The sequence below is a fragment of the Streptomyces smaragdinus genome, assembly GCF_009604385.1.
GTDB classification, from domain to species: Bacteria; Actinomycetota; Actinomycetes; order Streptomycetales; family Streptomycetaceae; genus Streptomyces; species Streptomyces smaragdinus.
On the sequence record NZ_WEGJ01000033.1, the window covers coordinates 60512 to 75938 of the forward strand.

The 15427-nt window shown below is 72.8% G+C and carries 19 protein-coding genes; 9 read left to right on the forward strand and 10 right to left on the reverse strand.

Annotated elements, in window-relative coordinates; all coding sequences use genetic code 11:
* Positions 1 to 23: 23 nt before the first annotated feature.
* Both SRB5_RS28220 and SRB5_RS28225 read left to right on the forward strand, forming a co-directional pair.
* On the forward strand, positions 24 to 782 hold the full coding sequence (locus tag SRB5_RS28220) for a uracil-DNA glycosylase (RefSeq protein WP_153456273.1): 759 nt from the start codon (positions 24 to 26) through the stop codon (positions 780 to 782).
* A gap of 83 nt (positions 783 to 865) precedes the next feature.
* Entirely contained in the window at positions 866 to 1045 is a 180-nt protein-coding gene (locus SRB5_RS28225; protein WP_153456274.1) for a hypothetical protein, read from the forward strand.
* A 37-nt stretch (positions 1046 to 1082) separates the two neighbouring features.
* On the opposite strand, the gene SRB5_RS28230 is transcribed toward SRB5_RS28225, so the two are convergent.
* Positions 1083 to 1712, reverse strand: a complete 630-nt coding sequence (locus SRB5_RS28230; RefSeq protein ID WP_153456275.1) for an HAD family hydrolase — start codon at positions 1710 to 1712, stop codon at positions 1083 to 1085.
* A gap of 26 nt (positions 1713 to 1738) precedes the next feature.
* Between SRB5_RS28230 and SRB5_RS28235 the strand changes: the two genes are divergently transcribed.
* Positions 1739 to 2269: a GNAT family N-acetyltransferase gene (locus SRB5_RS28235; RefSeq protein WP_228390509.1), complete on the forward strand. Its 531-nt coding sequence runs from the start codon at positions 1739 to 1741 to the stop codon at positions 2267 to 2269.
* A gap of 6 nt (positions 2270 to 2275) precedes the next feature.
* Here SRB5_RS28235 and SRB5_RS28240 read toward each other — a convergent pair whose 3' ends face one another.
* Together SRB5_RS28240 and SRB5_RS28245 are read right to left on the reverse strand one after the other, a co-directional pair.
* The gene (locus SRB5_RS28240) at positions 2276 to 2488 is read right to left on the reverse strand and encodes a DUF2277 domain-containing protein (protein ID WP_153456276.1); all 213 of its coding nucleotides are present in this window, start codon (positions 2486 to 2488) and stop codon (positions 2276 to 2278) included.
* 37 nt (positions 2489 to 2525) lie between these two features.
* Positions 2526 to 3101 (reverse strand): GNAT family N-acetyltransferase, encoded by a 576-nt coding sequence (locus tag SRB5_RS28245; RefSeq protein ID WP_153456277.1) that lies wholly within the window; start codon positions 3099 to 3101, stop codon positions 2526 to 2528.
* A 109-nt stretch (positions 3102 to 3210) separates the two neighbouring features.
* Here SRB5_RS28245 and SRB5_RS28250 point away from each other — a divergent pair, with 109 nt between their 5' ends.
* Positions 3211 to 3717, forward strand: coding sequence for a SigE family RNA polymerase sigma factor (locus tag SRB5_RS28250; RefSeq protein WP_153456278.1), 507 nt, complete (start codon positions 3211 to 3213; stop codon positions 3715 to 3717).
* 100 nt (positions 3718 to 3817) lie between these two features.
* Positions 3818 to 5104 carry a hypothetical protein gene (locus tag SRB5_RS28255; RefSeq protein WP_153456279.1) on the forward strand — a complete coding sequence of 429 codons (1287 nt, stop codon included), beginning with the start codon at positions 3818 to 3820 and terminating at the stop codon, positions 5102 to 5104.
* A 58-nt stretch (positions 5105 to 5162) separates the two neighbouring features.
* Here SRB5_RS28255 and SRB5_RS28260 read toward each other — a convergent pair whose 3' ends face one another.
* On the reverse strand, positions 5163 to 5366 hold the full coding sequence (locus tag SRB5_RS28260) for a DUF397 domain-containing protein (RefSeq protein ID WP_323378621.1): 204 nt from the start codon (positions 5364 to 5366) through the stop codon (positions 5163 to 5165).
* Complete coding sequence (locus SRB5_RS28265) at positions 5363 to 6238, reverse strand: helix-turn-helix domain-containing protein (RefSeq protein WP_323378623.1); 876 nt, start codon at positions 6236 to 6238, stop codon at positions 5363 to 5365. The genes SRB5_RS28260 and SRB5_RS28265 overlap by 4 nt, the downstream gene beginning before the upstream one ends.
* Positions 6239 to 6442: 204 nt before the next feature.
* Here SRB5_RS28265 and SRB5_RS28270 point away from each other — a divergent pair, with 204 nt between their 5' ends.
* Complete coding sequence (locus SRB5_RS28270) at positions 6443 to 6835, forward strand: ATP-binding protein (protein ID WP_153456297.1); 393 nt, start codon at positions 6443 to 6445, stop codon at positions 6833 to 6835.
* 387 nt (positions 6836 to 7222) lie between these two features.
* On the opposite strand, the gene SRB5_RS28275 is transcribed toward SRB5_RS28270, so the two are convergent.
* The gene (locus SRB5_RS28275) at positions 7223 to 8566 is read right to left on the reverse strand and encodes a hypothetical protein (protein ID WP_323378624.1); all 1344 of its coding nucleotides are present in this window, start codon (positions 8564 to 8566) and stop codon (positions 7223 to 7225) included.
* Positions 8567 to 8680: 114 nt separating this feature from the next.
* Between SRB5_RS28275 and SRB5_RS28280 the strand changes: the two genes are divergently transcribed.
* Complete coding sequence (locus tag SRB5_RS28280) at positions 8681 to 9880, forward strand: molybdopterin-dependent oxidoreductase (RefSeq protein ID WP_153456280.1); 1200 nt, start codon at positions 8681 to 8683, stop codon at positions 9878 to 9880.
* 283 nt (positions 9881 to 10163) lie between these two features.
* On the opposite strand, the gene SRB5_RS28285 is transcribed toward SRB5_RS28280, so the two are convergent.
* The 3 genes from SRB5_RS28285 to SRB5_RS28295 are packed head-to-tail and all read right to left on the reverse strand — an operon-like array spanning position 10164 to position 12210.
* A complete protein-coding gene (locus tag SRB5_RS28285; protein ID WP_323378625.1) occupies positions 10164 to 10871 on the reverse strand; it encodes a class I SAM-dependent methyltransferase in 708 nt (235 codons plus the stop codon).
* Positions 10868 to 11536, reverse strand: a complete 669-nt coding sequence (locus tag SRB5_RS36785; RefSeq protein WP_323378626.1) for a TIGR04282 family arsenosugar biosynthesis glycosyltransferase — start codon at positions 11534 to 11536, stop codon at positions 10868 to 10870. Before SRB5_RS36785 ends, SRB5_RS28285 begins: the two co-directional genes overlap by 4 nt.
* Positions 11533 to 12210 carry a glycosyltransferase family 2 protein gene (locus SRB5_RS28295; protein WP_153456282.1) on the reverse strand — a complete coding sequence of 226 codons (678 nt, stop codon included), beginning with the start codon at positions 12208 to 12210 and terminating at the stop codon, positions 11533 to 11535. Before SRB5_RS28295 ends, SRB5_RS36785 begins: the two co-directional genes overlap by 4 nt.
* A 116-nt stretch (positions 12211 to 12326) precedes the next feature.
* On the opposite strand from SRB5_RS28295, the gene SRB5_RS28300 reads away from it, so the two are divergent.
* Positions 12327 to 13031, forward strand: coding sequence for a response regulator transcription factor (locus SRB5_RS28300; RefSeq protein ID WP_153456283.1), 705 nt, complete (start codon positions 12327 to 12329; stop codon positions 13029 to 13031).
* A complete protein-coding gene (locus SRB5_RS28305; RefSeq protein ID WP_153456284.1) occupies positions 13028 to 14146 on the forward strand; it encodes a sensor histidine kinase in 1119 nt (372 codons plus the stop codon). The genes SRB5_RS28300 and SRB5_RS28305 overlap by 4 nt, the downstream gene beginning before the upstream one ends.
* Positions 14147 to 14149: 3 nt before the next feature.
* On the opposite strand, the gene SRB5_RS28310 is transcribed toward SRB5_RS28305, so the two are convergent.
* Positions 14150 to 15145 carry an NAD-dependent epimerase/dehydratase family protein gene (locus SRB5_RS28310; RefSeq protein WP_153456285.1) on the reverse strand — a complete coding sequence of 332 codons (996 nt, stop codon included), beginning with the start codon at positions 15143 to 15145 and terminating at the stop codon, positions 14150 to 14152.
* Positions 15146 to 15427 lie beyond the last annotated feature (282 nt).

The following is a 15427-nucleotide window of genomic DNA, read 5'->3' on the forward strand; positions in this document are numbered from 1 at the left end:
CCCGGGTACGTAATGATCGGGACATGGCACCCGCCCCGCCCTCCGGCTCCCCCGCGTTCCCCGAGCACCGCGCCCGTACCGCCCGCACCCTCCCCGTGCTGGACGAGCGGATCACCCACTGCCGGGCCTGCCCCCGGCTGGTCGAGTGGCGCGAGGAGACCGCCCGCGTCAAACGGCGCGCCTTCGCCGGCGAGGACTACTGGGGCCGCCCGGTCCCCGGCTTCGGCCCCTCCGACGCCCGGCTGGCGATCATCGGCCTCGCCCCCGCCGCACACGGCGCGAACCGCACCGGGCGGATGTTCACCGGCGACCGCTCCGGCGACGTCCTGTACGCCGCCCTGCACGCGGAGGGACTGGCGAGCCAACCGACGTCCGTCCGCCGCGACGACGGCCTCGAGCTGTACGGCGTACGCATCACCGCCCCCGTCCACTGCGCGCCGCCCGCCAACAAACCCACCCCCGGCGAACGCGACACCTGCCGCCCCTGGCTCGCCGCCGAGCTCACCCTCCTGCGTCCCACCGTCCGGGCGGTCGTCGTCCTCGGCGCCTTCGGCTGGCAGGCGGCCCTCCCCGCGCTCACCGCGGCCGGCTGGGAGGTGCCGCGCCCGCGGCCGGTGTTCGGACACGGGGCGCACACGGTGCTGACGTCAGCCACTGCATCGGATCTTCACCTCTTCGGGTGTTATCACGTCAGCCAGCAGAACACCTTCACCGGCCGCCTCACCCCCGCCATGCTCCGGGCGGTACTGCGGGACGCCGCGCGGGCGGCGGGCCTGCGTTGAGTGGGTCAACTCCGCGCCGGTGAACGGGTGACGGCGCCCGTGGCACGGCGGAATTGTCAGTGCCGGCCGGGACAATCGGGGGCATGGACGAGGAGCTGCTCGAGGTGATGGGTGCCGTCGCGGGTCTGCTGCCGGACGACGGGGCGTACGAAGTGGTGCGGCTGGACCGCGAGTTCTGGGCCGCCCGCGCGGCGCAGCGCGAGGCGGACCGGATCGAGGTCGAGGCGATCGCGCGGGCGAGCGGAATGGGGGACGGCCCGTAACGGAACGGCGGCCGAAGGGGGTTGCGCCAAGGAGGCGTCAGCCCCCCAGCACCAGCCCCGGCACCTCCCGCGGATGCTCCGCGCGGACGTGCCCGGGGACGACGGCCGCGGCGGCGTCCCACGCGGCGTGCACGGGGCGGGCGCCCGCTGCCGTCGCGCAGCCCAGGTCGGCCTCGGTGTCCCCGACGTAGGCGGCCCGCGCGGCGTCCGTGCCGAGCGCCGCGCACGCCTGGCGCAGCCCGTCGGCGGCGGGCTTCTGCCGCGCGACCTCCTCCCCGGTGACGAGCACGGGGAAGTACGGGGCGAGCCCGCTCATCGTCAGTGACCGCTCGGCCCCCACCCGCGAGGCCCCCGTGTAGACGGCGAGCACGGCCCCGTCCGTCCGCAGCGTGTCCAGCATCTCCGGCACCCCGGGGAAGGCCTCGACGGACGTGACGCGCTCCCGGATGCCCGCCCGGTGCCGGGCCAGCTCGGCCTCGGTGACGGGCCGCCCCAGGAAGTGCGCGAGCACCACGGCGGCCGTCCCCAGCGGGAACGCCCCCAGGATCTCCGCCCGCCCCACCTCGGGCCCGCCGAGCTCACGTACGGTCGCCGCGTAACCACCGACGATGACCGGCATCGTGTCGACGAGCGTCCCGTCGAGGTCGAACACCACGGCCTTCTTCATGTGCCGGACGCTAACAGGAGACGAGAATGTCAGTGGCGGGTGGCAAGCTCACTGATATGGGCTACGAGTCGCTGCGGGTGCAGGAGACGGTTCGCGTGCGGGAGACGGTGCGTCTGCGGGCGGTCGAGGAGGCTGACCTGGAGGTCTTCTTCGCGCACGAGCACGACCCGGAGAACGTCTTCCGGTCGAAGTTCCAGCCGCGCGCCCACGACCGCTTCATGCGGCACTGGCGGACGGCGGTGCTCGGCGACCCCACGGTCCTCGTCCGGGCGGCCCTGGTCGACGGCGTGGTGGCGGGCAGCACCGTGGCCTGGTGGGACGGCGACCGCCGCTTCGTCGGCTATGTCTTCGGCCGCGAGTTCTGGGGCCGGGGCATCGCGACGCAGGCCCTCACCCAGTTCCTCCGGCTGGAGCGGACCCGCCCGCTGTACGCCGACCCGTACGCGGGGAACACGGGCTCCCTGCGCCTGCTGGAGCGGATGGGTTTCAAGCGCGGCGAGTCGTTCCTGCACGGGGACAACGCGCACGTGATGTACACGCTGGGGCCCCGGGTCTGAGAGGAGTCAGCTCGCCCCCCGGACCACCAGCGACGACAGCAGCTTCTCCGTCGCCTCCGCCACCGCGTCGACCGCCGCGTCGAACGCCTCCGCGTTGTGCGCGGCCGGACGGCGGAATCCCGAGATCTTCCGTACGTACTGCAGCGCCGCCGCCCGCATGTCCTCCTCGGTGACGGACTCCTCGAACGGGGGGCGCAGCGTCTTGATACTCCGGCACATACTTACGACGGTACGCGCCCCCACCGACAGACCGCCCCTACCCGACGGCCACCCGCATAACCGGCCGCTTCGGCGTCCGCCGCGCCACCTCCGTAAAACCCTCCGCGGCCAGCAGCGACACCAGCCCGTGGTACGCGTCGTCCGCCGCCACCGGCCCCAGCGCGTCATCCACCGGATACGCCTCCACAACCTTCGCCCCGCCGTCCCGGGCGTAGTCCACCCCCGCCCGCACCAGCGCCCGGGCCACCCCCGCCCCCCGGTGCTCACGCCCGACGTACAGGCAGACCAGCGACCACACCGGGGTGTCGTCCACGGGCTTGCTCACCGGCGACCGCCCCAGCCGCGAGAAGTCCCCGTACGGCGCGACGGACACCCACCCCGCGGGCTTCCCGCCCCGGTACGCCACCAGCCCCGTCGGCGCACCGGCGTCGACCAGCCCCTTCAGCGCCTCCCGCCGCTCCGCGTCCCCCGTCTCCCGCCGCTCCTGCGGCGACTGGCGGAACCACATGCACCAGCACCCCTTCACCGCGCCCCGCCGCCCGAGCAGTTCCGTCACGTCGTCCCAGGTGCCGGGGGTGGCCGGGGCGACGGTGATCTGTTCCGTACCGTCCATGGGGGGAGCGTAGAGGGGCAAGCCGAAATAATTCTCCGCCGGAGCGACACGCGGGGCCCGAACCGCCGCGTCATGGGGATAGACGCATGACAGAGGAGAGGAGCCACCGATGGGGCCGGCACAAGAGCGGCACTATCTGGAGTTCGCCTCGGCACGCGCCGGGCATCTGTACCGGTCGGCCTGCCTGCTCACCGGCGGTGACACCCACCGGGCCGAGGATCTCGTCCAGGAGACCCTCGGCCGGATGTTTGTCACGTGGCGCAGGATCAAGCAGGTCGACAACCCCGCCGGATACGCGCAGACCGTGCTGGTACGCACCTTCCTCACCCAGCAGCGGCGGCGCAGCAGCACCGAACGTCCCACGGGCGAGTTCCCCGACCTGCCCGAGGCCCGCCGCGGCGACCCGTCGCTGCGGCTGACGCTGCTCGACGCGCTGGCGGAGCTGCCGGCGAAGGACCGCGCGGTGCTGGTGCTGCGCTACTGGGAGGACCGCAGCGTCGCCGAGACCGCCGGCGCGATGCAGGTGAGCGAGAACGCGGTCCGCACCCGGTGTGTACGGGCGCTGCAGAAGCTGAGGGGACACCTCGGCGGCAGCCTCGCCGAATACGCGGCCTGAACAGCGCGTCCCGCAAAAACCCCCATCGCCGGGTCCACGCCGACCGACCATCGGCGCGATGGCCCGTGCCCCGAAATCCAGAAGTGGAGTGTTGATCGACATGTCCGATGCCGATCTGGAAGACGAGTTCGCGGCCGGTATCCGGCAGGCCGCCGACATCACCACACCGCCGTCGTCGACCGTCCTGGTCGCCCGCGGCCTCAAGCGCGGCAAGCAACTCCGCCGCCGCCGCAACGCGGGCATCGCGGTCGTGGCCGCGCTGGCTGTGGGCGGGGTGGGCTTCACGGCCCAGCTGCTCACGGGCGGGTCGGACGACGGGACCGTGTCGTCGCCCGCGTCCGGGGGGACGTCGGTGACCACGAAGAAGGACGGGAAGCCCGGTACGGAACAGCAGAACGGCACGATCAGCGGGGAGAAGGTAGCCGCGCTGGTCAAGGCGGAGCTGCTCCGGATCGAGGGGCTCGGCGCCGACACGAAGGTGACCGTGCCGTATTCGCGTGGCACGAAGGTCGACGACTCGAGCCCGGGCAACCCGTTCGCCATGCTCGTGTACGACGACGGCGGCGGCAAGGCGAGCATGACGGTGGACTTCACCCGGCAGAGCCCGGGGGAGCTCGCGGAGGGGGGCACCTTCACCTGCCCCGACAAGTCCCTCGTCAAGTTCGACTCGTGCACGGTCGAACACCTCCCCGGTGGGGCTCGCGCCATGCTCTATCAGGGCTACGAATACGGGGACTCCCGTCCCGGCCCCAGGAGGTGGGAGGTCACCTACAGCAAGGCCGACGGAACCACGGTGCACGTGTCCTCACTCAACTCCGTGGAGGAGAAGGGATCTGTCACCCGGCCCGGTCCGCCGCTCGACCTGAAGCAGCTCAAGGCGCTGGCGCTGTCGAAGGCGTGGGCTCCCGTCCTGGCGGAGCTCAACGCTCCCGCCGCCGACCCCGGGAGCTCCGAACGGGCCCCGGAGTACTCGCCGAACGACATCACCCGGACGCTGGCCTCCCTGCTGCCGAAGTCACTGGAGATCGTCCGCCGGAGCGACGGCGGTGTCGCGGTCGACGACGGCCGCGGCGTGGCCATCCTGGACGCGACCGTGAGCCCGCCGGGAGAGCTCTTCGGCGAGAAGGACGACGCCTCCCGCTACACGGACACCCTCCCCGACGGTACGAAGATGGTGGTGTACCAGGGCCCCGGCGAGAAGGGCGGCAAGGGAGTCAACCGCTGGTTCGTGGACGTCGTCCGCCCCAACGGCCGGCGGGTGGCGATCCAGCTCCACAACTCCTCCGCCCAGTGGAAGCCGGCGACCCGCCCGGACATGCCGCTGACGATCGACCAGCTGAAGGACATGACCCTCAGCCCGAAGTGGCAGTCCCTGAAGCTGTCGTAAGCCCCGTCCCCCACGCGCCCCGCCCACCGGCCACCACCGGCGGACGGGGCGCGGCCGTTCAGTCGAACTCGCCGGCTCTGACGCCGGTCAGGAAGGCGGCCCATTCGGTGGGGGTGTAGTACTGGACGGCTTCGGGGTTCTTGCTGTCACGGACGGCCCGGCCGCCGTCGGCTGTGTGGGCTACCTCGACGCAGTCGGTGTTAGGACCTCCTGACGCCGAGGATTTTATGAAGGGGGTGACAACCTCCCGGTTTTTCCTCACGCTTTCTCTCCTCCCTGGGAGACGCGGTCAATCAAACTCCGGAGACAGTCGGCGCTGTCCGTGGGGCTCAGCGCGGCTGACTGGAGTATGCCGAAGGCGCGCGCGTAGAGGGCGACCTCGTCGGAGTTCTCGATGATGAGCGTGTTGTTGAGACCGTCGATCGCCGCGACCTCGGGGTCGGACTCACTGCTGAACGCGAACGTGACGAAGTGCCCCGCGATCCTGGCAATTGCCCACTCGGCCGCCGGCAACACCTGAACCATGACGCTCTCCTCCCGGGCGACAGCCGCGATCTGCTTCAGCTGTTCGACGTGCGCGGAGTGCGTCGGCATGGGAGAGGCCAGTGCCGGCTCCCAGATCACGGCGGCGAATGGCGTCCCCGCCTCTGCGATCACGCGCCGCCGCTCCTGGCGGATCCGTACGACCGCCTCGATCTCGTCGTCCGTGATGACTGCCGGTGTCGCGGCGAGCAGGGCTCTGGTGCAGTCGGGCGTCTGAAGGATTCCTGGGATGCGGACAGGCTGCCAGGTACGGATCACGGAGGCGTCGGCCTCAAGGGTGACGAGGTCCGCGAACTCGTTCGTAATGGAGGTCCGATAGTCGACCCACCATCCCTGCTTGCTGCTCTGCCGCGCGAGGCGCTCCAGCGCGGACCGTCGCTCCGGGTCCTCGATCTCGTAGAGGTCCAAGAGGATCCGCACGTCCCCCACACGCGCCGGTGACAGCCCGGATTCCAGTCGGCTGATCTTCGACGTCGAGCATCCAACCGCCTCGCCCGCGTGCTTCAGGTCGAGCCGCTTGGACTCGCGATATCTGCGCAGCGCGGAGCCGAGCCGCCGGCCGCGCACTGTGGGTCGTCCGCCAGATGTCACGAGGTCCCCTCTCCGATGGTTTCAGGTCGTACGTCAACGAACCATAACCGTCAGTCTGTTACTGCCTCGTACCTGCGCAATTTTGCACGAACGAGTGATTGCCTGGACGTATGGGATCACGCTAGCTTCAAGGCGTCACCCAGTGTTGCGCAAGGGAAACGTTGGGTGACGTTGTTCTGCCTGCCCGCTGACCTTGGGAGATTGATGTCCGGGCGTTCGCACGTAAAGACATTCCGGAGCTGCGAGGGCTCCGTACCCGAAGCCCGACATCACGTCGAAGGGCTCCTGCACACCTGGCAGTTGAGTCACCTGACAGAGGTAGCCATCCTGATCACCAGCGAGTTGACGACCAACGCGGTGAGGCACGCCCAGGGGGCGGGCAACCGCTTCGAGCTCGCCCTATGCCACCGGGGCGGCATCGTCACCCTCGAGATCTCCGACCCGATTGCCTGGCTGGTACCGAAGATGCGAACCCCGGCCGACGACGATTCGGACGGCCGAGGGCTACTCCTGGTCGACGCCCTCGCGTCGAACTGGGGCGTCCGGGCACGCGGGGCGGGGAAGACGGTGTGGGCGGAGTTGGCGGTTCGAGGCTGAGGGGGTGGGGTGCGTCGCGCTGTCCGGCGTTTGCGGGGGCAGCCGTTGGGATGCCCGGGGGCCGGGGGAGTCCCCCACGGTTGGCGGGCTGGAGGGAGCGGTGACCAGGGACAATCCGGTAGCCGCCGGCGCAAAGAAGGGGGTGTCCGACACGCCTGCGCGCGTACGGGAAACGCTCCCAAAGGGACCACGACGCGGCAGTACGCGCGCAGGTGTGTCGGGCGGCCCCGACCCACTTCACGCCCGCGCGTACCCCGGCGGACCAGACACCGACCCAGGGGCCAAGACACCCCACCTCAGCCCGGCTGGCGCTTGAAGCCTCCGGCCGAAGGCCGGATGCGCGTCAGCCGACGCAACCGCCGGCCGAAGACCGCCCACCCGGGGTGCCTACCACCCCGTAAGCAAAAGCCCGTTCACCCCCACAGCCAGCACCGCCTGCGAGGCCAGCCACCACCGATGCGTCGCCGGAGGCAGGAGCGCCGCCGCCGGGAGCAGCCAGAGGGTGAACGGGAGCCAGATCCGCTCCGTCTCCGCCTTGCTCATCCCCGAGAGATCCGCCGCGAGGATCGCCGCCGCAGCGGCGACAACCAGCACCGGCAGAGCGGAAGGGCGCCGCCCAGGACCCATCCCCCGCCAGAACCCCACCACCGCCCGCCGCACCCCCGCGACCGACGCCAACCCCGCCGAAACGACCACCGTCGCAAGGTTCGCCCACACGAAGTAGCCGTACGGCCGAAACCCGGCGGCCCCCGCGTAATACCGCGCGTGCAGCTCCGTGTACCCCTCCCACCACCAGAAGCCGGACGCGGTGAAGCCCACCGCCACGAGGCAGACCCCCAGCACCACCCACGGCACCGGCCGCCACGAGCCGGACACCCACAGCGCCGCCAGCACCAGGAGCGCCAGCAGCGTCAGCCCGTACGAGAGGTACACGCACCACCCCAGCAGCAGCCCCCCGCACAGCGCCGAAGCCCAAGGGCGAACCCCCGAGCAAGCCACCGCCACCAACGCCACCCCCCACGCCCCCACCGCCGCGAAGTACCCGTCCGCCGACACCCCCGCCCACACGGCCCACGGCGCCAGCACGAGGAACGGCGCCGCGCGCCGCGCGGCGTCCTCGGAGCCCAGCGCGCGCAGCGCGACCAGCACCGCCGCGGCAGCCGACCCCCCGACCGTCAGCACGAACACCGCCCCCCACGCCCCGCCGCCCAGCCCCAGCCGGTCGAGCCCGACGAACGTCAGAACCGCCCCCGGCGGATGACCGGCGATATGCGCCGGCCAGTTGTCCGGCGCGGTGTCCGCCGAGATGTAGTCGGTGTACGTACGAAGCGCGTCGCCCACGGAGGAGAAGCGCGACAGCCCGTCGTGGAGGTACTCGTTCTTGTCCGTGAGCTGTCCCGCCACCCCCGCCGACCAGCCGTCGATCAGCGCCAGCGACCACAGCCACGCCATGGAGACCAGCCAGCTCACCCACAGCAGCCGCCGCCACGGCAGCCGGACGGCCACCGAAGGGCCGTACACGACGACCACCACGGCGACGAGAACCGCCGCCCCCGTCCCCGGCCCCATATGCGGCATCCACTGGGCATACAGCGGCGGCCACTTCAGCAACAGTGGCCGATACCGGACACGGTCCTCCAGCAGCGCGGAGCCGACGACCGCCGCGAGGGCGAACAGGACGGCGGCGAGGACGGCGGTCAGGATGTCATTGCGGACGCCCGGGGACTTCACGACGTCCACCCTAGGAGCGGCCGATCACCGCTACGGGTGCCGCCGGGCGGACGTCACGCTTTCGTCAGGTGTCGGGGCACCGCTCACCGCACCTGGCGGGCCTACGGTCGGCGCATGGACGTGAAGGAACACTTCCGCAGCCCCGTTCGGGGCCCCCGGTTCACCTCCGTGCTGGGTCTGGTGCTGCTCGTCGGGATGCCGGTCCTGTTCGTGACCGGGCTGCTGTCGTACACGGCCTACAACCCCGGCCTCGGCCCGCCCAACGACCGCACGCCCGACGCGGGGCTCCTCGGCTTCCAGCTGTTCGACTGGCCGGCGGGTCCGTCGTGGCTGTACTGGCTCACCCAGAGCGTGCATGTGATCGGCGGGTTCGTGCTGATCCCGGTGGTGCTGGCCAAGCTGTGGTCCGTGCTGCCGAAGCTGTTCGTACGGCCGCCCGTCACGTCCGTGCTGCACGCGCTGGACCGGCTGTCGCTGCTGTTCCTCGTCGGGGGGACGCTCTTCGAGCTGGCCACGGGGGTGCTCAACACACAGCTGGCCTACTGGTTCCCCGGGTCCTTCTACCGGCTGCACTACTACGGCGCCTGGGTGTTCGCCGCCGCGCTCGCCGTGCACATCGCGACCCGGTTCGCCAAACTGCGGCGGGGGCTGCGGGACGAGGGCGGCGAGGAGCTGCGGGCGGTCGATCCGTCGGAGGAGACCATCTCCCGGCGCGGGGCGGTCGCACTGGTCGGCGCCGGATCGTTCGCCCTCTTCGCGGTCACCGCCGGGCAGGCGATCGGCGGTCCGCTGCGACGCACCGCCCTGCTCGCCCCGCGAGGGGGCGCGGACCCGGGGCCGGAGCAGAACGGCTTTCAGATCAACAAGCCCGCCGCCGTACGGGGCATCACCGCCCGCGACACCGGCGAGGGATGGCGGTTGAGCGTGCAAAAGGCGGACGGAGGGACCGTACGGCTGGACCACGCACAGCTGCGGGCGATGACGCAGACAACCGCACGGCTGCCCATCGCCTGCGTGGAGGGATGGTCGACCGGGAACCAGGACTGGCGCGGGGTGCGGCTGACCGATCTGGCGCGACTGGTGGACGCGGGGGCGGACGACGACATGTTCGTCGAGTCGCTGCAGCGGACGGGGGCCTTCCGAGCCGTGTATCTGCGCGCCAACCAGGTACGTGCCGGACTGCTCGCCCTCGAGGTCAACGGGAAACCGCTCTCCCTCGACCACGGATATCCGGCGCGGATCATCGTCCCTGCCGCACCCGGCGTGCATCAGACGAAATGGGTCACCCGTCTCACCCTCGGGAGGCCGGCATGAGGCTCGCCCTGTTGCTCGCTTCGTTCGCGCTCACCGTCTACGCGGGAATCCGGCTGCTGGCGGACGACTGGTTCGGTGTCGCCCTGTGGTTCGTCGGCGCGGCGGTGCTGCACGATCTGGTGCTGTTCCCCCTGTACTCCGCGCTGGACCGGGCGGTCGTCCGTAAGTCGAATTACGTGCGTGTCCCCGCGTACCTCTCGGGGCTGCTCCTCATCGTCTTCTTCCCGCTCGTCTTCCGGCTGAGCCCGGGATACGAATCGGCGTCCCTCCGCTCGGCGGACGGCTATCTGTTCAACTGGCTCGGGCTCACCGGCGCGCTGTTCGCGCTCTCCGCCCTGCTGTACGCCGTACGCGCCCGCCGCAGCGCCACGAACCGCCGTCCCCCCGACCCCCACTCCCACCCCGGCTCCTGACCCCACCCGCTGCCCGCCGCGTACCGCCCCAGCGCCGCGCCGCCCACCCGCGCCCACGGGAACGGCGGCCCGGGCACGACCGCCGTCCCGTCCGACACCTGCACCCGCACCCGCTCGTCCACGTCGTACGGCTGCACCTCCACCACGCACAGCCCGCCCGGCGCCACCAGCGCCGCGACCCGCCGCAGCAGCGCCCCGGGGTCCCCGCCGATGCCGACGTTGCCGTCCATCAGCAGCGCCGTCGCCCACCGCCCCTCACCCGGCAGCGGATCGAACACCGACCGCCGCAGGGCGCTGCCCCCGCTCGCGTGCGTCCGTTCCACGGCGACCGCGCTGACGTCGATCCCCAGCGCCGGCAGCCCCAGCCGGGCCAGCGCCGCGACCAGCCGCCCCGGCCCGCAGCCGATGTCCAGCACCGGCCCCGCGCACCGCCCGAGGACCGACCAGTCCGCCGCGTCCGGCTCCCCGCACCAGCGCTCGACCTCCAGCGGCAGCAGCCCCCCGTCCGCCTGCCGCAGGAACAAGGGCCCCCGCCCGCTGCGGATCGCCCGTGCGTACGGCTCCGCCCAAGCCGTCACCCGACGCCCTCCGTCACGAGTCCCGCCCGCCGCCCGGCGTCCAGCCGCCGTGCCTCGGCGGCGAACGCACCCTCCGCCGGACAGTCGGCGGCCACCAGCGGCACGTCCGCCGGAGTGTCCACGTCCCGCAGCGGCGGCAGCCCCGCGACGCGCAGCCCGGCGTCCGTCAGCCGCCGCCGCTGCACCGCGCCGGTGTGCGGGACGGACATCGGTACGCCCCGTACCAGCGCCGGATCGGGCTCCGCCAGCCCCAGCGCCCAGAAGCCGCCGTCGAGCGCGGGCCCGAAATAGGCGTCCGCCCGCTCCCACGCGTCGGGCGCCGTCACCGACGCCAGCAGCCACGCGGTCAGCTGCGGGGTGTCCATCCCGACGAGCAGCGCCGGACCGCCCGCCCCCGCGAACGCCGCCGCGAGCCGTTCGTCGAGCCCGCCGGCGCACTGCGGGACGACGTCGTACCCGGACGGCAGCCAGTCGCCGGGCGTGCCGTCCAGTACGAGCACCCGGCGCCGTACGGGCAGCGCGAGCCCGGCGGCCAGGGTGTCGGCGAGGGCGGCGCGGGCCAGGGCGGCGGCCTCCGGGGGCGAATAGGCGGGCGTGAGGCGCGTCTTGACGCGGCCGGGGAGCGGTTCCTTGGCGATGACGAGGAGCGTCGTCCCGGGGCTCACCGCGCGACCACCGCGGGGGAGGCGGGCGGGGCGGCGAGGACCGCGCGCATGTCCCGTACCGCGTGCCAGGTGCCGCGCCAGGTCCCGGTGACCTTCGACCGGCCGGTGCGGGGCAGATACGGCACGTCCATCTCGACGATCCGCCAGCCTGCGTCCGCCGCCTTCACCACCATCTCCAGCGGGAAGCCGCTGCGCCGGTCGGCGATCCCCAGCGCGAGCAGCGGCTCACGCCGCGCCGCCCGCATCGGGCCCAGGTCCCGCAGGGTGACGCCGGTGCGGCGGCGCACCATCCGCGACAGCGCCGCGTTGCCCGCCCGGGCGTGCAGCGGCCACGCGCCGCGCGTCTGCGGCCGGCGGCGGCCGAGGACGAGGTCGCGGCGGCCGGCGCGGACCGGTTCGGTGAGCCGGGTCAGCAGGCCCGGGTCGAGGGTGGCGTCGCAGTCGCAGAAGCAGACGATGTCGGCGGTCGCCGCGGCCAGTCCGGCGGCGCACGCCGAGCCGAAGCCGCGCCGCGGCTCGTGCACGACGGTGGCGCCGAGGCCGCGCGCGATCGCGGCGGAGCCGTCCGTCGAACCGTTGTCGACGACGATCGCCCGCCAGCCGGGCGGGATCCGCTCCAGCACCCAGGGCAGCGCACCCGCCTCGTCCAGACAGGGGAGGATCACATCGGTCATGGCCCTCACCCTACGAGAGCAAACAGGACATAACGGGTTCGGAGATCTTACGAAAGGCGGACGCTCACACCGCCGGCCCCACCCCGCTCCCGCCGCCGCGTGCCACGCTGGGCGGCATGAACGCAGCGCCCACCCGGATCCTCGTCGTCGACGACGACCCCACCGTGTCCGAGGTGATCGCGGAGTACCTCGGCCGGGCGGGGCACACCGTCGACCGCGCCGCCGACGGCCCCTCGGCGCTCGTACGGGCCGACGCCGTACGCCCGGACCTGGTCGTCCTGGACCTGATGCTCCCCGGCATGGACGGCTTCGCCGTCTGCGCGCGCCTGCGCGCCCGGGGGCCGGTGCCCGTCATCATGCTCACCGCCCGCGGCGACGAGGACGACCGGATCGCCGGACTGGAGCTGGGGGCGGACGACTACGTCACGAAGCCGTTCAGCCCGCGCGAACTGGTGCTCCGCGTGGAGTCGGTACTGCGCCGCCGCCCGCCCGAACGGAGGGCGGGCGTACTGCGGGCGGCGGGACTCACCCTCGATCCGGCGGCGCGGCGGGTGGTCAAGGGTGACGGCGAACTGGCGCTTACCCAGCGCGAATTCGACCTACTCGCGCACTTCATGTCCCATCCGGGTGAGGTGTTCGGCCGGGAGGAGCTGATGCGGGACGTGTGGGGCTGGGACTTCGGCGATCTGTCCACCGTCACGGTCCACATCCGCCGGCTGCGCGCGAAGGTGGAGGCCGATCCGGCGGTGCCGCGGCTCATCACCACGGTGTGGGGCGTCGGTTACCGCTTCGACCCGGAGAGCGGAGGGACGGAGGGATGAAGGACATCGCGCTGATCGCCCTCTTCGCGTTCCTCGGCGCCGCGGCGGCCGGGGCGCTGGGGGCGCTCGTCCTGCGGCTGCTGCGCGGGCGGTCGCTGCTGGTGACGATCTGCGTGGTCGCCGCGACGGCCGTGGCGGCGATGCTGTTCGGCACGCTGGCGGTCGCGCGGGAGATGTTCCTCAGCCCGCACGACCTGAACGTCGTCGTCATCGTCTGTCTGACGGCCGCCGTGGTGGCGATGGCGGTGGCCGCTTTGCTCGGCCGCTGGGTCGCGGTACGGGCCGCCGCCCTGGCGCGGGCGGCGCGCAGCTTCGGGGAGGACGGCAGCTTCGCCCAGCCACCGGGGGAGACCGGCGCGGAACTCGCCGCCGTCAGCCGCGAACTGGCGGCCACCAGCGCGCGTCTGGCCGCCTCCCGGGAACGCGAACGGACACTGGAGTCCTCCCGGCGCGAACTCGTCGCCTGGATCTCGCACGATCTGCGCACCCCCCTTGCCGGTCTGCGCGCGATGGCGGAGGCGCTGGAGGACGGGGTGGCCGCCGACCCCGCGCGCTACCACCGGCAGATCCGTACCGACGTCGAGCGGATGAACGACATGGTCGGCGACCTGTTCGAGCTGTCGCGGATCCACGCGGGCGCGCTGACGCTGTCGCGGGCGCGGCTGTCGCTGCACGAGCTGGTGGGGGAGGCGCTCGCGGGCGCCGATCCGCTCGCCCGGCAGCACGGTGTACGGCTCGTGGGGGACGGGGTCGCCGATCTGCCGGTGGAGGTGGACGGGGCGGAGATGACGCGGGTGCTGGGAAATCTGCTCGTCAACGCGATCCGCCGGACGCCGGCCGACGGGACGGTCGCCGTCACGGCGGAGGGCCGGTCGGACGGGACGGTGGTGGTGTCGGTGACGGACGAGTGCGGGGGCATCCCGGAGGAGGACCTGGGGCGCGTCTTCGACACGGGGTGGCGCGGCAACCATGCGCGTACGCCCCCGGCGGGGGCGGGGCTGGGGCTCGCGATCGTACGGGGGATCGTCGAGGCGCACGCGGGACGGGCGTCGGTTCGGAACGTGGGCGGGGGATGCCGGTTCGAGGTGGAGCTGCCGGTGGGGGCTTCGGGCTGACGGTCAGCCGTCTTCCTTCGCGGCCAGTTCGCTCATGCCCGAGATGAAGTCGACCTCCGGCCGCCAGCCCAGGTCCTCCTTCAGCCGGCGGGAGTCGGCGGTGATGTGGCGGACGTCGCCGAGACGGTACTCGCCGGTGACCACCGGGTCCGGGCCGCCGCGGGCGAAGGCCAGGGCGACGGCCATCTCGCCGACGGTGCGGACTTCGCCGCTGCCGGTGTTGTACGCGGTGAGGGCGCCCGGTTCGAGGGGCGCCTCCAGGGCGCGGAGGTTGGCCGCGGCGACGTCGCGGACGTGGACGAAGTCGCGGCGCTGGGCGCCGTCCTCGAAGACGCGGGGGGCCTCGCCGCGCAGGAGGGCGGACAGGAAGAGGGCGGCCACGCCGGCGTAGAGGGTGTCGCGGGGGAGGCCCGGTCCGTACACGTTGTGGTAGCGGAGGGAGACGGCGGTGCTGCCGGTGTCGCGGGCCCAGACGGTGGCCAGGTGCTCCTGCGTCAGCTTGGTCACCGCGTAGACGCTGCGGGGGTCGGTGGGGGCGTCCTCGGCGACCAGTCCCGCGGTCAGGGGGGTGTCGCAGTGGGGGCACGGGGGTTCGAAGCGGCCGGCGGCGAGGTCTTCCGGGCGGCGGGGACCGGGGCGTACGACGCCGTGGGCGGCGCACGTGTAGCGGCCTTCGCCGTACACCACCATGGAGCCGGCCAGCGCGAGACGGCGTACGCCCTTGGCCGCCATGGCGGCGAGGAGGTTGGCGGTGCCTCCCGCGTTCACCTCGGTGTACGCGGGGGCGTCGTCGAAGTCCTTGCCGAGGCCGACCTTCGCCGCCTGGTGGCAGACGGCGTCCACGCCGTGGAGGGCGTCTTCGACGGCTTCGCGGTCGCGGATGTCGTGCGAGGGGTCCGTGCGGATGTCGAAGGGGGTCGGGTCGTGGCCGGCCTCGCGCAGGGCGTCCGTGATTGCCGATCCGATGAAGCCGGCGCTGCCTGTGACCAGAATCCGCATAGGGCGACGGTAGGCGGGGTGTCCCCCCGCCGGGGGCTTCGGCGCGCCCGGCGTCAGGGTTCTGTAAGGGTTGGGTTGCTGTGGGGGCGTCCGGGGTTGTGCGGTGCCGCGCCGCCGGCTGCCCGCGCCTGCGGCGCGGGGCGGGTTGCCCACCCGCGGCCGCCCGTTTCGGGGTGACGTTGTCGCCGTGGCCGGCGGGGGTGGGCCGGGGGTCGTCGGCCTGCCGCGCCTTCGGCGCGGGGGATGCCCACCCACACGCCGCCCGTTGCCGTTGGGCGGGGT